We start from the raw sequence: 19,540 nt of genomic DNA, 5'->3' as shown, positions 1-19,540 counted from the left end.
CTATTCGTGCCATTTCTTTTAGAGTAAAAAATCAACGTTGTATTTGTTTAGAACCTGTTAATTGGTTAGCGAATTATTTTGCGACTAAAGGATACCACAAACAGTCCCATAAAAACTACGCCTATCAAATACTCAACCATCGCGAGTAGTCTTGCAATACCAGTGACTTGAAGGTCGCCATAACCACCACTAAAAACAACTAAACTAGTGTTTATTGCATTTAAAAAATTGTTAAGTTTAGCATTTTCTAAGCCAAAACTAATATTTCCCGCAGCTCCCAACATCGAATAGCACGCGCCGAACAAAAATATTAGAAGTCCCACGGCACCAAGTGTCCGAAAAGGCATTGTTCCGTATCCACATCCTAGGTCTAGAAATAAATACTCAAACAAGCGTTTTCCTCCTTTGATTGGACTTAGAGGTATAGGCTGACTTTTGCGCTGCATTTTTTTAAATTGATAGTACGCCCAGTCTTCTTCGTCGAAGCGATTCATCGCTTGAAATGCCGTTCTAAGGAAAGCATATTCTTTTGCGGCCATTTGATAATTTCCAGTATTCTCAGGAAATACATGGCCTTCGACAACAGATCGTTCGATATTGAGCCCTGGTGTTGTAGTGTCTACAAAACGAAAACTTTGGTTTTCACCTAGAGTGGCGTTAATTATCGAAATATTGCGTCCACTCATTACATTACTCAAGTCGGTTTTTGCATGAAGAATACAATTGTCAAGACTAGTATTTAAACCAATAACAGAGCCAATAAGCAGTAGCTCATCTTCGATCCGACTTCCTGAGATATTAAAATCTTTTTCTACGTTTATTTGGCGAAAGTCTGCTTTTCCTCCCCAAAACGTTCCGATGAATGTGGCGCTTCCATTTGTAATACGCAAACTGTTAAAGCGGCCTCCTTTGCGTAACTCTGCCCCTTGGAATGTTGCATCTCCATAGAACGAAGCGTAGCCAAAATTTACATTTTGTTCAAAAATGCATTCGTAAAAAGATGTATAAGAAAATTTTGCAGATTCGGCGTTTATATTACCTTTAAACTGAGCACGCTGTATTTTGGCACGACCAAACTTGGTTTTTTTAAGAGTACATTTTGCGTGGAAGATCGTTTCTGCTAATACAAGAGTTTCTACCTCACACTGACGTAATATAAACTCTTGTTTAAACTCATTTTTATTGAAATCTAGTATACCGATCTTACATTCGGTTATTTCAACAGGAGTTTCAATTTCTAATTTACACATAGAAAGGCGTTCTACGTATACCTGATGAAGTCTTTCGCCATTTTTTAATTTTTCTTTGGCTTCTTCTTGTGATAAAGTTGGTAGGTCACTCATTATTTTCCTCTGTTATCAAGTCAAAAAATTCTTGTATTAGATTGCAAGTAACTCGGACACGGTAATTTTTTGTTGAACGAATATCATCTATTGCAGATATTTCCGTTTGTAAGACTTGTTGTGCTTCATGAATGTCAATTTGCGAATATTGTTTTCCGCAAAAATAATCTTCAGTTTTTGTACAACGAACAACTGTAGGTGCAACACTGGCGACGGAAATTTTTACATTTTCTATTTTTTCTTTTGTAAAGTTTGCAAGCGCTGCTATACATATTTTGGATATCGCTTGCGCTTTGCGTGTACCAACTTTACGATAATAATGCAATTTGTGTTTGTTTTGTCGTGGTAGAATAATTTCTTTAATGAGCTCATTAGCCGCTAATTGCGTTTGTTTATAGTCTTTATGAAAATTTTTATATTCTATATTTTTTTCATCTGTACTCGAAATAATTTTTAGACTAGCGTTGTAAACCAAAAGAGCCGGCGGAGTGTCTGCTGCTGGTGAAGCATTGGCAATGTTCCCACCAATAGTCCCTCTATTTTGAATTGCAATTCCGCCAGTGACTTTTGCCGCTTCATAAATACAAGGAAATTCGTCTCGGATAACTTCATTTTGACGCAATTCACTATAAGTAGTTAAAGCCCCTATTTTTACATACTCATCACTTATACAAATCCCCTTTAATTCATTTAGAGAATGAATACTTACATAATTTCCTTCGGGAAGGTTACCGGTATCAAAAAGAACCATTAAATCTGTTCCCCCAGCAATAGGCCGGTTACCATTATCTAATAATTGTAGTGCGTGATCTAAACTAGTGGCACTTGTTAAGTTGTATTTAGGAAGATATGCTCTCATCTTCTCTCTCCTCTATACTCTTTTTGACAGCATCTATAATTTTCGTATATCCTGTACAACGGCAAAAGTTTCCAGCTAGCCCTTCGCGAATCGCATCATCATTTGGATGTGGTTGGTCGCGTAAAATATTAAGAGTTGCCATTATCATTCCTGGTGTACAAATTCCACATTGTGCTCCACCCATATCAATAAAGGCTCGCTGCACTTTATGTATTTTTTCTCCTTCAGCAACCCCTTCAATAGTTTCCACTTCGCAATTTTGTACTTGTGCTATAGGAATTAAACAACTATTTGTTAAAACACCATCGATAAAAACACTGCATGCGCCGCACTCACCTTCACCGCATCCTTCTTTCGTTCCCGTTAACTGTAAATCATTGCGTAAAACGTCTAATAAACGTGAAAATGGATGAACATTTACTGTTTCAGATTTACCATTTACTTTAAATGATATTTCATTCATTTCGTTCCCTTTTCTATACAATCCATTAAATCTTCGGGCATAAGTGGAGCATGGCAAATATGTTGCCCTGTTGCATTTTCTACTGCAGAGATAATTGCTGGGGCAGTTCCATCAAGTGGAAGTTCTCCTATACCTTTACGAACGCTTCCTGGGGTAAAAGGTTCTGTAAAAAACACGCGTATACTAGGTGCGTCCAAAGTAGTTGGCATAATGTAATTTGTCATTTGGTTATTCGCCATTTGTCCATCACGCCATACAATATTTTCATATAAGGCGTAGCCTATTCCTTGCGCAACACCTCCTTCGATCTGTCCTTCTGCAAGAATTGGATGAACCACTTCTCCCACTTCTTGCACCGCAACAAAATCGTCGAGAGAAACTTCACAAGTATATTTGTCAATTGTTACTTCTGCTACGTAAGCTGCCCAAGCATAGGCGCTGTAAGCTGCTCCACGGTAGTTTTTGTCGTCCCACTTGATTCCTGCAGGAGGTTTATATTTGACGAACATCTTGAGCTCGCCAAACTCTTCTAAGTATTTTTTACTAGCACTAATAAATTGCTCTTCGCTATAATTTTCCTGTAATAGATTACTTTTTTGAAGTGTATCGCGGATACCCCAAACAGCCGATTCCACCAATTTACCAACAATCATACAAGTTCTTGAAGCTACGGTTGGTCCGCTATTGGGAACTTTTGCAGTGTCTGGATTTTCTATTTCAATTAGATCGTAACTAACTCCTAGAGCATCGGCAGCTATTTGCGAAAAAATAGTATTGGTCCCTTGCCCGATTTCAGTACTCGCAGCGAGAATTTTTACTTTTCCTTGTGCGGTTAATCTCGCTCCAACGATTGACGCTAAATGCACTTCGCCTGAGCCAGTGAAACCAGCGCCGTGATAGAATGTTGCAAGACCAATACCTTTGAAAGTTTTGTTGTTTTGTGAGTTATGAATAGCAAATTGTTTTTTTTTGGCAAAATAATCAGATTTTTCTAAAGCCATATCGAGAACTTTATCAATGCGAATATCTTCTTCCATCATCTGGCCAGTGGCATTTTCAACTCCGCGTTTTAAAAAGTTACGTTTGCGCAACTCAACAGGGCACATATTCATTTCTTTTGCCACTAAGTCTAAGTTACGCTCTAAAGCAAAAATGCTTTGTGGTGCGCCAAATCCACGAAACGCCCCTTGGGGTGGTCTATTAGTTGCAACTGCACGCGCGCGAACGCGTATATTATCGCATTCATATGGTCCTACTGCGTGAAGAGCTCCTCTTGATAAAACAACAGCAGAAAGTGTCGCGTATGCACCTCCATCGAGAATAAAATCAATATCAATCGCTAAGAGCTTACCATTTTCATCTACAGCTATTTTGTGTGTCGTGTGAGAAGGATGACGTTTTGTTGTCGCCACCATATCTTCAGCGCGGTCATACATTAACTTGACAGGTTTCTTTGCTTTACGAGCTAATAAAGCGGCATGCCCTGCTATGATAGAAGGGTACTCTTCTTTTCCGCCAAAACCACCGCCTGTTGCTGTTTGCACAATGCGAATTTTTTCTGCTGGTAAATTAAAAAGAGGAATAAGCGCCTTATGGATATAGTAAGGACATTGCATCGATCCCCATATTGTCACTTCTTCTTCATTTGCAATTGCAATCATACCGTTATTTTCTATGTATAGTTGCTCTTGTGCTCCTGTTTGATACTTTTCACAGATAATTTTATGAGCTTGTGTCCATACTTCATCTGTATTTCCTTTAGAAATAAGATACTCTTTTATAACATTATCTTCACCATAAATAATCTGCTTTTTATTTAAAGAGTCCTCTATACTAAGTACAGGCGCTAACGGCTCTACCTCTATTTGAATGCTACGTCGAGCTTCTTCTAATAAAGATTTATCTGGGTGAGCTAACAAGAGAATGGGTTCTTGTGGGTGGCGAATTTCTTCGTCTACCAAAAAAGGTTGGTCACTTTCTATCAAAGCAACAACATTCTCTCCTGGTACGTCCTTCGCGGTAACAATTGTAAACTCGTCCCAATTTATGTGTTTTGCAAAATGAATTTTCTGTATTTTACCTCGGGGAACTTTGCTACGAACAGTAATTCCATATATCATGTCAGGAAAAGTAAGATCATCTACATATTTACTTTTCCCCGTTACTTTTTCAACACCTTCTTTTCGCGGTACGTTTCTCCCCACCCATTTTTTGTTCATGCTATTTTCCTGTCTACCTAGTAAGATTCGTCTATCATTCTTCGAGTATTTGATCTTAGAATGCTTTCTACAAGAACTTGTTTTTGTTCAGAGGTCATATGCCGTGATACACTACCTAGTATTTCTTTGGCAGTGCGCAATGCTTCTTCACTTGTAAGGCAAACCTCAGTAATGTTTTCTTTGTTGCCAAATTTTAGTAGAAGCTGTGCGTTCATCTCTTCTAATGACATCAAATTCATTCTTTATTCCTTGTCTAAAATAAAAACTACATGCTTATGAATAAAACGATTTGCCCAAAACACCTTATTTATACTAACTTTTTTATCTAAGAATATTTTCTGCCATTGATCAACTGTTTTAAAGTGCAATTCCTCTTTTCCCATTTTCCCACGACTGCGTACAAAATTTGCGCAACGATCAAAAAAGTTAAGAATATTTAAATCGAACTTATTTTCAAATGTAGATTCCAAAATAATAATTCGCTTTTTGGCTACACGAATGACCTCTCTTAAAACCAACTCTGGATCTTCACAGTGATGCAACATAAGTGCGCAAATTACTGTATCAACGGAATTGTCAGCAAGCGGTATTTTTTTACCATCATACATTGTATAAGGAATAGTACTTTTATTCAATGGTAACACATCTAAATTCTGAACTTTTATTTTTAGCTTTTCATGAATGTGCTGTCCCAAATAACCTTCAGCACAACCATTGTCAAGAACACTTTCTCCATAAATAAAATCTTTGCAAATACCAAATTTCCGGTAAGCCAAAAACTTCATTGTATTGTCTAGAAACCAAGGGAAAAAAGCAGCAATAACAACAGGGTATTCAATAAAAACATAAATATTACGCCACAGAAGATTTTCTGATAAGTAGAAGAGATATGTGGGAATAATGAGTAAAGACCATCCAAAAAGTAAATATGTTTTTTTTTCGCAAATAGCGGCTACTACGAGAAGAGGTACAATATACCAAGGATGAACCGTTGGACTACACACTACATACAAAAACAAAACCAAATAAGTAATATTAATAAACAACTTTTTGTTAACAGGGCACTTTTGGCGTATATAGAGAACAAGAGTGCACAAATAAGAAACAGTAAAAATTCCCCAACAAGCTTTCAGTGCCCATTTATAATTGAGATTAACTCCGGCAAAGTACAATCCTTTTTCCCAAATAACTAAAAGGGCAGAATTGAATGAAAATTTTTGGGTGTATAACTCTAAAGATTGTCTCATATTGTGAAACATCATATCAGTGTAAAATACCGAACATAATAATAAGCAAGTTGTAATCGGAATCCATAAATGTTTTATATATTTTTTATGGAAAACTAAAAAAGGAAATAAAACGACTGGATATAATTTTGTTAAAGCAGCGAGTGATAAGCAAAACATTGACCACTTTGGACGCGATTCAAAAAAGTAAAAACAGCCAACAAGCGTTGCAATCATAAAAATTTCGGTATGTCCTTGGCCAATAAGCTCCGAAAGTATAACGGGATTGCATCCGACAAGAATGAGAGCGCGAAGATATCCTGCGTCAAAACACAATAATTTATCAATCCAAAAAATCATCGTTATAAAAAATACAAAACAAAGTAATTTATAAATATAAAATAATACGTAGTTATTGTCCTGAGATAACTTTGCAGGAACCCAGAACATTATTTGTGAAAAAGGAGGGTAAATAGAGTAGTATTTAGGGGAGTTAAGAAGCGGGTACAAAACCGCATCTATTTTTAAATCTTGTGGTTTAGATTCGTAAGGAGATAGTCCACTTGCGCAAACTTTTCCATCCCACATATAACGATAAATATCATCAGATAAATTTGGTGGCATAAAAATATAAGCAAAGCTACAAACACAGCACAACCACCAAGCGTTTTTATATTTTATTTTTCGAAAGTAACACCATGTAAGCCCAGCAAAAGAAACAATGCTACCAACGATGTACCAAAGTAACGTTTGCTCTGTAGAAGTGATAAATATACTACCTGAAGTATAAAGTAAAGCACTTCCAACAATGAGAATGTGTCCCACGAAAGTTATAATGATAGCAAACAAAGATATGATCCCTACGATAAAGAGCGAATATACTCATAACAACTTTTTGGCATAAAAAAAGTTGCAAAGTAATAAGCTCCAAAAACAATATTGGTTTTATCTTCTACAATGTGAGAGTCATTTTCTTCAAGAAATTCTCCATTCACAAAAGTGCCATTTTCAGAACCCATATCCACTACATTCCAAGTTTCTTTGTTTTTTTGTAAAAAAAATCCGGTAAAAGTACTTCTACTTTTAAAATAAGCATGTGCTTTAGAAACAGAGTCGTCGCGTAAAGTGATATCATTGTTATTTGTGCGGCCAATTGTCACCGTTTTTCTCTGGTCAAAACAGTAAACTAAACATTTGTACTTAGGAGGATATCCTAAACGAAAACCTCTGAAAACAAGAGGAGAGTTATATGTTGTAATCGCTTGCGTACGCATCAAATCAACTTTTTTTTCATACTGTGGCTTAGGTCGTTTACCAATGACAAGTATTGGCTTAGGAAATTTTTTACAAAATTGTTCTTGTGATAGAGAGAGACAGTGCTGGTGAAAATTTTTAAAATCATACATAGTAATTCTCTAATTCTTTTGAAAATCGAGATTTAGGATCTATCTTTATGCTTATGCTTTCCCCTCGCGCACTTCGCAAGGCTTTTAAGCCTTACGAAGGCAGGCGAAAACATAAAAACAGGACATACACTAATATTATTTTTTATCTTTATACTTTTGTTGGTATTTTCGCCACAAACGTTTATGACGATCATCTAGATTAACTTTGCGTCCTTGGATGAAAGCGTACTCAATATGGCTACTACGAATATCGAGGATATCACCTTTAGAAACGACGATCGTTGCATCTTTCCCGATCTCAATAGAACCAACGCGATCATCGATACCAAGAATCTCTGCTGGTGAAAGAGTAATTGCTCGCAAAGCAGCTTTCTTACTTAATCCGTACGCAATAGCTGTACCTGCCTGAAATGGTAGATTACGTATATTCCAATAATTATCCCAATCCGTCCCACCTGATATACAAAATTTAACTTCTTCTTGTTCTAACATTTGTGGTAAACGAAAAGCTAAATCGTAATCTTCTTCGCCGCGGCGAGGTAAAGAATTAACAGCTTGTAAAATAACAGGAATATCATTTTCTTTTAAAACGCGAGTTAGTTTCCAAGAATCTGCTCCTCCAACGATAACGATACGAATATCATTACTTTTTGCAAAGGCAACTGCCGCTTCTATTTGCTTGTATTCAGAAGCAGAAATATAAAGTGGTATTTTTTTCTCTATCACCGGTAGTAAAGCTTCCCACCTAATATCTTTCTTTATCGAATCGTTAGCTTTTTTCGCTTTTTGATACTTGCGCACATCTTGCAATACCTTATTTATTTTTGCAATATTTTTTTTAATATTTTTGCGCTGTTCATCTGCGGATGTTTTTATCCACCAATTTTCGTAAACAGTCATTGATGGCCATGATAAATAAGCTCCTGCATTCTTTACAAGTGCTGCATCCTCAACAGTCCATCCATCAAGCATAATAATAGATGAAGTTCCTGCAAATAAACTACCTTGCGGAACAACATGTGCTGTTAATATGCCATTAGAACGCACAGTCGGAATCACCTCTGAGTCCATATTGTATGCTGTATAGGCTTGCGCATTGGGATTAACACTACCCACTTCATTGGTATCGTCAGATGCTCGCACAGCACCAATTTCAACGAGTCCCAATGTTGTGTATGGAACGATAAGTCCAGGATAGACATGTTGTCCTTTGGCATCTACGATTTCACAGCCTTTGGGAATTTGAACTTGCTTTTGAGCTCCCACTGCGGTAATCACACCCTTGTCAAAAACAACAATGCCATTATCAATAACATCTCCTGAAACAGTATGCACTGTACCATTGACAATGGCTATAATTTTTTGCTGCGCTGTTCCCGGTACAATATCCGAAGCATGCAGTAAACAAAAACACAAAATAAATAGTATAAATTTCACTTTAATCTCTCCCTCTTACTGCATCATCAAAATCGTCGCAATGATAATGTTTTTCTTTTTTAACGGCAGAAGTATCTACTTTTTCACCTTTTGCTTTTTTATTTAATGCAAGTTGGATAAGAGCAGCTTTTTGTCTTTGAATTTCGCGGCGCATTTTGCGATCATCTTCAACATCAAAATATTTACGACCATCTACCCAAGTTTGTAAAACGCGTGCATATGATGACAGAGGATTGTGATTCCACACTACAAAGTCAGCATCTTTACCATTTTCAAGACTACCAACTCTCTTATCAATATACAATTGCTTTGCAGCATTAATAGTAATAAGTCTCAGAGCGTCTTCTTCACTAAGTGCACCATATTTGATAGTTTTTGCTGCTTCTTGGTTCAATCTTCTTGCCATTTCTGCATCATCGGAATTGAGAGATACCACAACTCCCTGACGATGCATCACCGCAGCATTGTAAGGAATTGCATCATAAACTTCAAATTTGTAAGCCCACCAATCAGAAAAACAAGAAGCCATCGCTCCTGTCTGCTTAATTTCTTCAGCAACTTTGTAACCCTCAAGCACGTGAGTAAATGTTCCGACAGAAAAGCCGAATTCGTTAGCGAGTCGTGCTAGAGCAAGAATTTCACTTTGCACATAAGAGTGGCAATGTATAAACATTTTTTTGTCGAGTATTTCATTAATAGCATCTAGTTCAATATCCGTGCGCGGTGCTATTGTACGACTCTTATCTTCCTCACTTAACATTTTATAATTTTCATGTTGTTTTTTATATTCGAGTGCTGTTTGAAAAACATCATAGAAAATTTCGCGAACTCCCATACGCGTTTGAGGATAACGTGTGGTATATTTTTCTCCCCAGTTACTTTGTTTTACATTTTCTCCCAAAGCAAACTTAATTCCTTTTGAGATATTTTTAAACTTCATATCTTCAGGTAAGCTTCCCCAGCGTAATTTAATTACTTGCGATTGGCCACCAATAGGATTAGCAGAACCATGCAGTAAATGAGTACTAGTAACTCCTCCGGCTAACTGGCGATAAATATTTATATCATCACTATTTACAACATCACCTATGCGCACTTCTGCGGTAACGGCCTCTGTTGCTTCGTTTACTCCGCGAGAAATAGCTATATGAGAGTGTTCATCAATAATACCTGGAGTGACATGAATTCCTTTTCCTTCAATAACTACCGCTTCTGGAGGAGAAAGCAAATCTTTACCTACTTTTACTATTTTTCCTTCGCGTACAATCATGTCGCCATTTTCAATTTTACCTGTATTTACTGTACTTGTCCATATTGTAGCATTATTTATAAATACAGTATATGGTTGTTGAGGCATCGATCTACGCCCAAAAGCCTTATTGGGGTACACTAGCTCAAATAAAGTTTTGTCTGGTACATTCTCGTCTGATGCACTTTTTTCTTTTTTCTCAGAAGTTTTTTTAGTTGTTTCTTCTACTTTGTGAGATGCTTGCCAAGAATGACTTTCATTGTTAGCCAAAACAACCACGCCTGAAAGCTGTTGTTTCCACAAACGTCCAGAAAAACGATTAACACCTTCACTAGTAATTACTTGAAAATGAATTTTATTGTCGTGAATTGCTAGATCTTCGGCGTGCGCACCTTTAAGGTTATGAAGTTCTATTTTACTGTTGTTTTCAATGTGAATTTCAAATTGACTTTTCTCTGTTTTGATTTCCCATTTACCATCAAAATCAAATTTTTTGCGTTCTTTTAAAATAAATTTTTCACCTGAAACCCACACTGAATACAATTGTGTTTCTTTTTCAAAAATGTCACCGCTACTTATAATAAAGTTAGCTTGTTTACCTTTTTCTATCGTTCCAACAATATCGGAAACACCGCAAATATCAGCAGGAATAACCGTAAGAGCCTCAAGAGCTTTTTTCTTTGATAATCCTCGTTCTACTGCTTGGCGCACATTTTGTAAAAATTGCGATACACTTTTTAAGCCGTTGCTAGTAAAAGCAAATGTAATATCTGATTTTTCTAAGTATGCTGGGTTTTCTTTTGCTGCATTCCAATGTTTTAATTTTCCCAACGAAACATCAAACTGTCTTTCAGGTGTCGTTACATCTGGAACACCTGGAAAATTAACTGGAATAATGAGAGTCGACTGTAAATTTTTAATCGCTGCTAAACGACGATATTCGTAACCACTCCCTTTGTAAATAAATCGCAAATCAAATTCTTTAGCTATCTGTGAAGCACGCAGTAGTGAAAGGTCGTCATTTACGCTAAACACAATGGTTTGCTTACCATTAATTACATTTTTTAAAGCTTCCAAACTATAATTCAACTCTGGTTTTTTTTGGCTTTTGTTCAATTGGTAAGCGCTATAAGCTTGTTGATACCACTGGCTATCCATTAATACTTGACGAATAAGGGCAATGCTTCCCATTAGAGATCCAGGGTAACTGCTCTTTGAACTTCCCTTACGAAACGAAACAAACTGAGCATGGTTGTGTTTAAGAAGCGTATTATTTGCCGTTTTACTTCCGAGCAAAGCAACAGCACTTTGTCCGCGAAAGATACCATCAAGAGAAGATGTTTGAACAACAGTAAACCCTTGTGAACGAAAATCTTTTGCTTTTTTTACATCAGAAGAAAATGCTTGCGCTGCTTTTCTTTCTGAATGTACAGCGTCATTCCAATGCCTTCCTCCATTAACGACTTCCTTATTACCAGAAGATGGACGCCAATCTGCATTTGAATTATTATTAGATTTTGTTGGTAAGCCATAATCGCTAAAAGCTTCTATAAAACCTGGATAGATTGTCGATTCTTGTGCATCGACAATTTCAGCTTCTTGAGGAATGTGAACGTTTTGCCCCACATCTTCAATAAAACCATTACGTATAACAATAGTGGCTTTTTCTATTCTCTTAGATGGGCTCACTATAATATTTGCATTAGTAATAGCAATTATTTGCGGTGTTTTATTGCGAATGCCTGATGTTGGAGATGTTTGCGACCAACATAAAGTAATCGAAATAAAAACAATGAATAAATTTGTTTTTAACATAACTAACCTTTTACAAGTAATTGTTCTGCTTAGAAGTGCCACAAAAGAGATATAAATATCAACCATAATCTTTATAAACAAAGTTTGGTTAACCAGCGGCTAAGATTAACAGCATACAAAAAACTTGCAAAATCTTAAAATGGAAAAAATATTTTCTAAGATTTTGTTGGTTTGTCATGGCAACACGATCGTGAACAGAGTTGAATAAACAACAAAGCTAGAGTCACCATTTAATGAAGAAGAATAATAACTGAGGCAACTAAATAAATTGATTTGAGAAAATTTCGGGCAATTTTATCAATTTTATAATAGTGAATAGTAGTCCGATGTTAATGCCATCATTCAATAAAGAAAAATGACAGAGGTTTACAACAAGTTACATGTACGATGTGAAATTTGTGGTTGTACAAAACTCAACAGTAATCGCACATTTTTCCTATAGAAAAATAGCAAAATTGCTCTTGAGGAAGATGGCTTTTACTAAAATCATAAAAGAATTAAAAATAAAAAACCCACATCATGTAGAAAATTGCATATCCTAAAGAAATGACCTCTAAAAGTTTACCAAATTTGATAAACTGTTCGTCTCTGTCTTTTATATAAATTCGACTATCAAAATATTTATGAAGGTACAAGTGAAATATTTGATGAAAACCAAGAACAAAAGCACGTGTTTGTCCCCAAATTCCTTATTGAAAAGCTTCCAAAAGAATAGAGCTCAGTAATATAGGAGCGTGTATTGCTGCAAGTGCATATCTTCGGTTACATATAAAAGTAAAATTCCAAATGGTAAAAAAAACAAACCATAAGAATGGTCCTCTATAGAGGACATCTTGGGTTGCATTATCTGCTATAGACATACCATCCACACTGGGAACGGTAACAAGTAAAGCAATCGCAACGACTACATTTACATACTTTTTGCGTAAGAAATCTGAAATAGCTGCCTCTACAATATTTAGGACAAAAAGAGTAATTAAAATAATAGGCCAAACTTCATATGGCTGTACGCTAAAAAATTGTTTTGTAACAATTATTGTAATCGCACCTGCAACAACTGAGTAGGTCTTTATCCAAAAAAAGATACGATTTTTATTTAGATGTTCTCTAAAGAGAAATGGGGTAATTATGGAAAAAAAACAAATATTATCCAGCCTACAGAAACAGACCTGCGCAGTATTTCATTAACAGATAATAAAAAAATAAAATATACACTACTCCACATTATCACTTTTACTAAATTTGATTTTTCTACGTTTAGATCACTCATACTAACTCCTTCTGCACATAATGTGGTTTTGATTCGCGAAATTCTAAAACCTTATATTTTTCATTGTTATTTTGTAAATCGGTTTTTATTACGAGAATTTTTGTGCACTGCTTGTAAATAGTTTTCTTTTACAATCTTCCAAGATTGAGGTAACCAACTAGTTGTTTTATTTTCGGAGATGAGTTTTTCAGCTTCCCTAACGTCATAAAATTTTCCACTAGACGCTTCCGCTGGATCTAAAGTGATTTCTGCATCTGATACTATTTTGTAAACATTGATAATTAGATGATCAGGGGCTTTATCTAAAACAAACTTACCTAAAAAAACAGGTACTTGACAAAGTCCAGTCTCCTCCTGTAATTCAGCAATAGCTGCTTGTTTATATGTTTGCCCATATTGGACGTGAAAACTACACGCACAATCAACATGGTCAGGAAAAATTGTCTTTTCTTTACTTCTCATCGTTAGGAAAACTTGCTGTTTAGAATTGAAGACGAAAACGACTCCTCCTCGATGTAAGAGCCCTTCTTTGTGTGCTTTTTTCCTTTCGATACATCCAATAACCTGATCGTTAAGATCAATATGGTATAAGTATTCTATATCTTCTTGCATATCTTCCTCCTAATTTCTATTTCATAAAATGCCGTTCAGCTTCATTTTGCTAAAGCTGTTGTGCAACGATATGCGATTGGTTTCCTAAGACTATCTGTTGTCTTTTCTTGTAATTAACAAATAGTATGCCAAAATATAAAAAAGGGGTTTATTCTTCTCTTTCCCTTGTTTTACAGTGTTGATTAATTTTTTATGTATTCAAGGTATGTATTGGATTGTTAAAATTTATCAAATTTGCTAAATTTTATCATTTGATTTTCAAGTGATAACAGGAAATAGCTCTTTTTAAATCCTGCAATGAGCTAATTGTTTGCGAATATCAGATATTTGTTGCTGAGTGTATTGGTAGGAAACCTTGACTACTTCATGCATTTTTTCAAATTCAAGCATGCCATATTCTGTGACAGGAGGTTGTAAAAAAACATCTGCATTTTCAACCGCTTCTCGCTCTTGATTAATTGAATTTACTAATGCAGAACGCATAAGCAAGTCTAGAATATTAGGGTAAGTTCTCTTTTTTTTTCTGAAAAAATTACTTATTATTTGCCACAAAGACGGTGGTTTTTGAGAAAAATGTAGATTCCAGTAGTCTTCTTTACTAACACTTACTAGAATAACATTACTTTGGAATATTTCTTTTAATATATTCGATGGGAGATTATTTATTATTCCACCATCAACTAATATTTCATTTTTTTCTACAATTGGTGGTAATATACCAGGTACTGCTCCTGACGCGAGACCTGCTTTCCAGCATACTCCTTCCCTATGTATATGTTCTTTACCTGTAGTAAGATTACAAGAAACAGTAAATGTCTGTGTCCATAGATCTTCTAGGTGTAAATTACGAAACATTACTTGTACAGCTTTTGTGTACTTACGTCCTCTGATAAGAGAAATAAATGGAATATCGTATTCTTGAAAAATTTTTTGTTCTAAAAAACCAGCTCTGTTGTGTTCTAATATTTGATCGGGATCCATTCCTATTCCATGAGAAATTGCACATAATCCGCCTGCACTTGTCCCTCCAATAATATCAATAGGAATTTGCGCTTCGTTTAGTGCTTTTATTACTCCTAAATGCGCTAGGCCTCTTACTCCACCTCCTCCAAGTACTAAACCAATAGTATTACCACTGAAAAAACGCGCTAATTTTTCAAAGTGTTTTTGATTGTTCCAACGGCAATGGTGGTGGATTTTAACAGAGCGCTTGTTTAACCAATCTATTGTTTTATTAGGCTTTTCATTATTCTCATACATCAAAATCAAAGCATGTACAGCTTTATTTTCTCGTTGCAGTTTTTTCTCTATATCTCTTAATTTTGTATGGCTTTTAGCCGGAGCAATAAGAATAACTTGATCGCAATGTTCAATACATTTCTTTGTCCAAAAATCGTATTGAGGATTTGCTTCGTACAGTAAAAAGTTATTTTTGGTTTCTTGTTTTTCTAAACTTTTTGACAGTACAATAGAGTCAGGAATACGACCTTTTTGGCGTTTTATTTCCATCAAATCGCAAGCTTTTTGTTCATCAATGTGAGAACATTTTCCAAATTTTTTTAGATTTTGTTGTAATTTTTCAACAAAAGAAGAAATATCCATCGAGTTTTCCAAAGGTATTATCGCAAAGATTTGGCACTTTTTGTGAGTAGCCTGATTCTTTTTTTGTACTCTATTAATAATTTCACAAATAATTTTTTTCGATACCTTTGGGTGTTGTGTAATAACATCCGTAAATATTTCTTTAGGAAATTTAATCAAATAGCTTTCACGTAGCGCAACAATGCCTGCCGATCGAGGTTGATCGGTAAACATTGCAAATTCGCCAATATATTCTCCACTACTTATTTGTTGTAGTGGTTTACTTCCTAATTTTGACTCTAAAACAACTTGCAAAAGACCACTTACCACAATATAAAAGCTGTTTCCTTCCTCTCCTTGGTGAAAAAGATAAGTATTCTTAGGCAATTGTACCCAATGTAGTTTCGATGCAAAATCGACAACACATTCATAATCTTCTGCACACAAAACCGACTTTAACTGAGAAAGTTTATTAAAATTAATAGACATCTTTATTCTCTTATTTCAGCCATTTTATAGGAGGATTGCGTAAGCTTGTTTCATTAAAAATACTTTTTGTTAGGCCAATATTGTATTCTACTTTTTCACTAATAAGTATCGTTTTACCTTTGCGATTAAGATCTTCAACTTGCTGTTTTGTGATTGTTGGATAATTTTGAATTAACTCTATCTTAAGAGAACTTAGTATTCTGTATTTCTGCTTTTTCTTGTTGTAATAAACAATCTTTACTGGCAAAAAATGTTTACGATTAATCCAACTTATATAGTAACTAAACTCCACGTCTTTTTTTATGGGTGTGCTTTTGATTAAGTAATAATCGTCAGTTATTTTTGCTAGTTGATGTTTATCATCCTCTATTTTACGTCCAGTCGTATCTTCGTAATAAAAATGACTTCCAACAAAACTAGTTCTTTTTTTGGAGGGAGCTATTCTCTTTACAAAATCTAGTGCTGGAAAATACAACCAACGCTGATCATCTTTATCTTGTTTTTTAATTGTTAAAAAAGTGCTGTTGCGAACATCAGTAGGGCGCACAAAATGCATATAATAATTTTGTTCTTTTTTCGATAAATTCGTTCGTAATACAGTAAAAAAACGTTCGCGCACATTCCCTTTCTTATCATATATAAATAGCTTGGTTATTGCTTTTCTATCTTCCCCAGAATAAAAAGCAGCATCGATACTTCGTTGAACAATCGTATCTGCTGTTAATTTAGCTTTTTGAGCATAACAGCAGCAGATAAATAACGTAAGAATATAAAAATACTTCATTTTGTTCTCCTTATTTTTGTGATTCCACCGACTCCAAAACTTCAATTGTTCCTTTCGAACCATCTAAAGAAATAGTGTCACCTGAATTTATTTTTTCCAAGATTTTTTTTACTTTGATAACCGTAGGAATACTAAGTTCTCTTGCTACTATTGCTGAATGCGATAATAGAGAACCTCTTTCTATTGCCAAACCAGAAATAGAAGGATAAATAGGTACCCATCCTGGATCGGTTCGCGCTGTTACTAAAATTTCGCCATTTAAATTTAGATCATCATTTGGAGATAAAATAATCTTTACTTTGTTTTTGACTACACCGGGAGAACATGGTAAACCTTTGAGCATATTTTCTGGAAGGTCGTCTTCAATAACCGCATCACCTTCGCTCCAGTTGTTTCCGACGTAAACTGTTCCTTTGGTGTAAAAACGTTCTGCAGGATCTTCTTCTGAAGCATATTTAGCATATTCTTGTTTGCGATTTTCTGCTAATTGGGCTAAATTTTGTGTAACGGACCTTCCTTCACTGTAGCCAATAATCTCTTCAACGGTAAGATAAAAAACATCATCAGGATGATTAAGAATGGACTTCCTAAATAAGTCAAGACCTATCGCTTGAAACATATTACGTACAATTCCAAAAAATCGCGTACGTGCAAATCGAGTATTTTCTCGATTTTTTACAGCATTACGTGTATTTTTCAGTGACCAATAGTATACTTTTTTCTTTATACCTTTAAGATGACCGTTCACCTTCGCTTCAGCTTCATTACGCAATTTTTTTTCATTTTTAACAAACTCATCGGGGTCTGTATTTCCAGTTCGTAAATAATTTTTTATCATAGAGAATAAATAACTAGGATTACTGTTGAGATCTTTTTCCTCTAGCTTTAATTCTCCCATACAGCGAAACCCAAAGCGCTTTATATATTGATGAACAAGATCATTGAAATTGGAAAATGATTGATCTTGGCCTATTACTTCAAAAATATGCTCAGGAGACTGAGTTTCAAATATTTTCTGTAACTGTGGGTTTTTGACCACATGAGAACACAGCTCTACAATACGCAAAGTTGGTTCAGCACTTTCTAAGCCACCTTCTCCACTTAACAAATCATTTTGTAAATTACTGTCTAATTCACTGCACCATTTACCTGTTAGTTTTTTTAATATGCCAAAATGTACCATCAGTAAAAAATCATTCATTAAAGGTTCCTGCCAGTTTTTTAGTATCCTATCTCGATACTTTAAATAATGCTGAACAATTTTGTCGGTGGTCATTGCCTTATAATCAATTTCACTGTAGATATTGTATGTTTTCCAAAATTTATCAAAGAACCCTTCTACTCTTTTATTGATGGTAAAATGAACAAATAAGCCGCTAAGCAACCCTTTAAATTTAGATAAGCGCGACTTCAAAGTAGGTTTTTTGACATTTGGTATCAAAGCTTCTATGACTTCTTGCGGCATTTTTTCACTAACACCCAACATTGTTTCCATTGAAGACTTGTTTTTGTCGAAGCCAGGTGCCGAAGATAACAATTTGTACCAGTTAACAAGGTTATAATAGATTCGTCCGTTTATAATACCAAGCATATTGCGGAAAGTATCAGTGTGCTCTTCTAATATTTTATTGTTAACACCTACAATTTTCATCATTTCATAGTAAGCTGTTTTGTATACGTGGGAAGCAAAACTAAATGTTAGTGGTGTCGTAACTCCTGGATAGCTCTCTATAATATTAGAATTATCCCAGACAATGATTTGGCCTTCTTGTAAGTAAGCTTCGCCTTGCGTTGTGGTGATTGGACGACTTTGAAGTATATACACAACATCTTTTAAGATTGCAAATTCAATATCCTGAGGAAATAAGTAGTATTTTTCAACATCTAAAGAAATTTGCGCAAGCTTGTTGATTTGTTCACTTGAGAGAGTAGACTGTTCTATCATATCAGCACTTAATTCTACTTCAATACATGAACCTGGTGCATCTGGGTCAGCGATAAATTTGTGCTCTTTTGCTGCAATTTCTTGACGCACTTCTTTTGTTTTACGATGAAAATAAAACGTATCCGCATCCAAAGCTCCCGAGACAATTCCTTCACCTACGCCATAAACAGAGCTTATAATGATTTCTTCAGGATTACTTTCAATTAAATTTTGGGTAAAAATAACTCCAGAAATATCGGGATTGATCATGTTTTGCATAACAATAGCAACCTGAGTATCTAAAATACTAAGTTTTTTACTGAGACGATAAGCTAAGCTACGTCCAGTAAATCCTGAAGCCCAGCATTTCTTGACAGCGATTTTGATATCTGTATCTTTACTTAAGTATAAAAAGCTAGAAAGTTGACCTGCGAAAGAATGAGCAGCTGAGTCTTCTCCTGCTGCTGAAGAGCGAACAGAAATAGAATCTCCTAAACGTTCAAAAGCCTTTGTTATCTCTATATCTATTTGTTCTGGCAAATCGTATTTTAAAAAAAGCTCTTCAATATTTTTGTGAATTGTATCCGCCTCTTTGATACTCATATTTTCTTTAGCTTCTGTTGCAAATGCTTCAATTTGCGCTTCTAAATTGTGAGCTTCAATAAAATCTAAAAAAGCTTGGCTACTGATCAATTGAAAATCTGGAACATTTATGTTTTGATTAGAGAGTAGAAATAAATTGTAGCCTTTACCACCAGCATATTTTGAAACCAGCTGTGGTCTTGAGTTTTTATTGTATATGTAACTCATATTTTGATATTCCTTGAAAAATAGTATATTGGGTTCAGACGCTTCTAACGTAA

14 protein-coding genes are annotated in these 19,540 nt (G+C 35.2%); all 14 read right to left on the bottom strand.

Annotated features, from left to right (window positions below):
* Positions 1-65 precede the first annotated feature (65 nt).
* Complete coding sequence (locus UABHE_RS02550) at positions 66-1,343, bottom strand: pentapeptide repeat-containing protein (RefSeq protein WP_372368631.1); 1,278 nt, start codon at positions 1,341-1,343, stop codon at positions 66-68.
* The gene (locus UABHE_RS02545; RefSeq protein ID WP_372368630.1) at positions 1,336-2,202 is read right to left on the bottom strand and encodes a xanthine dehydrogenase family protein subunit M; all 867 of its coding nucleotides are present in this window, start codon (positions 2,200-2,202) and stop codon (positions 1,336-1,338) included. Before UABHE_RS02545 ends, UABHE_RS02550 begins: the two co-directional genes overlap by 8 nt.
* On the bottom strand, positions 2,183-2,665 hold the full coding sequence (locus UABHE_RS02540; protein ID WP_372368629.1) for a (2Fe-2S)-binding protein: 483 nt from the start codon (positions 2,663-2,665) through the stop codon (positions 2,183-2,185). The genes UABHE_RS02545 and UABHE_RS02540 overlap by 20 nt, the downstream gene beginning before the upstream one ends.
* On the bottom strand, positions 2,662-4,884 hold the full coding sequence (locus UABHE_RS02535) for a xanthine dehydrogenase family protein molybdopterin-binding subunit (protein ID WP_372368628.1): 2,223 nt from the start codon (positions 4,882-4,884) through the stop codon (positions 2,662-2,664). Before UABHE_RS02535 ends, UABHE_RS02540 begins: the two co-directional genes overlap by 4 nt.
* 17 nt (positions 4,885-4,901) lie before the next feature.
* On the bottom strand, positions 4,902-5,123 hold the full coding sequence (locus UABHE_RS02530; protein WP_372368627.1) for a hypothetical protein: 222 nt from the start codon (positions 5,121-5,123) through the stop codon (positions 4,902-4,904).
* 3 nt (positions 5,124-5,126) lie between these two features.
* On the bottom strand, positions 5,127-6,959 hold the full coding sequence (locus UABHE_RS02525; protein WP_372368626.1) for a glycosyltransferase 87 family protein: 1,833 nt from the start codon (positions 6,957-6,959) through the stop codon (positions 5,127-5,129).
* A gap of 11 nt (positions 6,960-6,970) precedes the next feature.
* Entirely contained in the window at positions 6,971-7,516 is a 546-nt protein-coding gene (locus UABHE_RS02520; protein ID WP_372368625.1) for an FHA domain-containing protein, read from the bottom strand.
* Positions 7,517-7,651: 135 nt separating this feature from the next.
* Positions 7,652-8,953: an amidohydrolase family protein gene (locus UABHE_RS02515; RefSeq protein WP_372368624.1), complete on the bottom strand. Its 1,302-nt coding sequence runs from the start codon at positions 8,951-8,953 to the stop codon at positions 7,652-7,654.
* Position 8,954: 1 nt separating this feature from the next.
* Positions 8,955-12,017 carry an amidohydrolase family protein gene (locus tag UABHE_RS02510; RefSeq protein WP_372368623.1) on the bottom strand — a complete coding sequence of 1,021 codons (3,063 nt, stop codon included), beginning with the start codon at positions 12,015-12,017 and terminating at the stop codon, positions 8,955-8,957.
* 1,126 nt (positions 12,018-13,143) lie between these two features.
* The gene (locus tag UABHE_RS02505; protein WP_372368621.1) at positions 13,144-13,287 is read right to left on the bottom strand and encodes a hypothetical protein; all 144 of its coding nucleotides are present in this window, start codon (positions 13,285-13,287) and stop codon (positions 13,144-13,146) included.
* Between the two features lie 66 nt (positions 13,288-13,353).
* Positions 13,354-13,899 carry an NUDIX domain-containing protein gene (locus UABHE_RS02500; RefSeq protein WP_372368620.1) on the bottom strand — a complete coding sequence of 182 codons (546 nt, stop codon included), beginning with the start codon at positions 13,897-13,899 and terminating at the stop codon, positions 13,354-13,356.
* A gap of 285 nt (positions 13,900-14,184) precedes the next feature.
* Positions 14,185-15,969, bottom strand: coding sequence for a cyclic nucleotide-binding and patatin-like phospholipase domain-containing protein (locus UABHE_RS02495; RefSeq protein WP_372368619.1), 1,785 nt, complete (start codon positions 15,967-15,969; stop codon positions 14,185-14,187).
* Between the two features lie 10 nt (positions 15,970-15,979).
* Entirely contained in the window at positions 15,980-16,753 is a 774-nt protein-coding gene (locus UABHE_RS02490) for an outer membrane lipoprotein-sorting protein (RefSeq protein ID WP_372368617.1), read from the bottom strand.
* 10 nt (positions 16,754-16,763) lie between these two features.
* Positions 16,764-19,487 (bottom strand): phosphoenolpyruvate synthase, encoded by a 2,724-nt coding sequence (locus UABHE_RS02485; protein WP_372368616.1) that lies wholly within the window; start codon positions 19,485-19,487, stop codon positions 16,764-16,766.
* Positions 19,488-19,540 lie beyond the last annotated feature (53 nt).

It is taken from the genome of Candidatus Uabimicrobium helgolandensis (assembly GCF_041508025.1).
Lineage (GTDB): Bacteria > Planctomycetota > Uabimicrobiia > Uabimicrobiales > Uabimicrobiaceae > Uabimicrobium > Uabimicrobium helgolandensis.
Note: the sequence above shows the minus strand (reverse complement) of the source record. Positions and strands in the feature narration are given on the sequence as shown.

Excerpts from the sequence above, each read along its gene's own strand:
- UABHE_RS02495 (WP_372368619.1), bottom strand. The coding sequence starts at position 15,969 with ATGTCTATTAATTTTAATAAACTTTCTCAGTTAAAGTCGGTTTTGTGT.
- UABHE_RS02540 (WP_372368629.1), bottom strand. The coding sequence starts at position 2,665 with ATGAATGAAATATCATTTAAAGTAAATGGTAAATCTGAAACAGTAAAT.
- UABHE_RS02490 (WP_372368617.1), bottom strand. The coding sequence starts at position 16,753 with ATGAAGTATTTTTATATTCTTACGTTATTTATCTGCTGCTGTTATGCT.
- UABHE_RS02485 (WP_372368616.1), bottom strand. The coding sequence starts at position 19,487 with ATGAGTTACATATACAATAAAAACTCAAGACCACAGCTGGTTTCAAAA.
- UABHE_RS02550 (WP_372368631.1), bottom strand. The coding sequence starts at position 1,343 with ATGAGTGACCTACCAACTTTATCACAAGAAGAAGCCAAAGAAAAATTA.
- UABHE_RS02545 (WP_372368630.1), bottom strand. The coding sequence starts at position 2,202 with ATGAGAGCATATCTTCCTAAATACAACTTAACAAGTGCCACTAGTTTA.
- UABHE_RS02520 (WP_372368625.1), bottom strand. The coding sequence starts at position 7,516 with ATGTATGATTTTAAAAATTTTCACCAGCACTGTCTCTCTCTATCACAA.
- UABHE_RS02535 (WP_372368628.1), bottom strand. The coding sequence starts at position 4,884 with ATGAACAAAAAATGGGTGGGGAGAAACGTACCGCGAAAAGAAGGTGTT.
- UABHE_RS02510 (WP_372368623.1), bottom strand. The coding sequence starts at position 12,017 with ATGTTAAAAACAAATTTATTCATTGTTTTTATTTCGATTACTTTATGT.
- UABHE_RS02500 (WP_372368620.1), bottom strand. The coding sequence starts at position 13,899 with ATGCAAGAAGATATAGAATACTTATACCATATTGATCTTAACGATCAG.
- UABHE_RS02530 (WP_372368627.1), bottom strand. The coding sequence starts at position 5,123 with ATGAATTTGATGTCATTAGAAGAGATGAACGCACAGCTTCTACTAAAA.
- UABHE_RS02505 (WP_372368621.1), bottom strand. The coding sequence starts at position 13,287 with ATGAGTGATCTAAACGTAGAAAAATCAAATTTAGTAAAAGTGATAATG.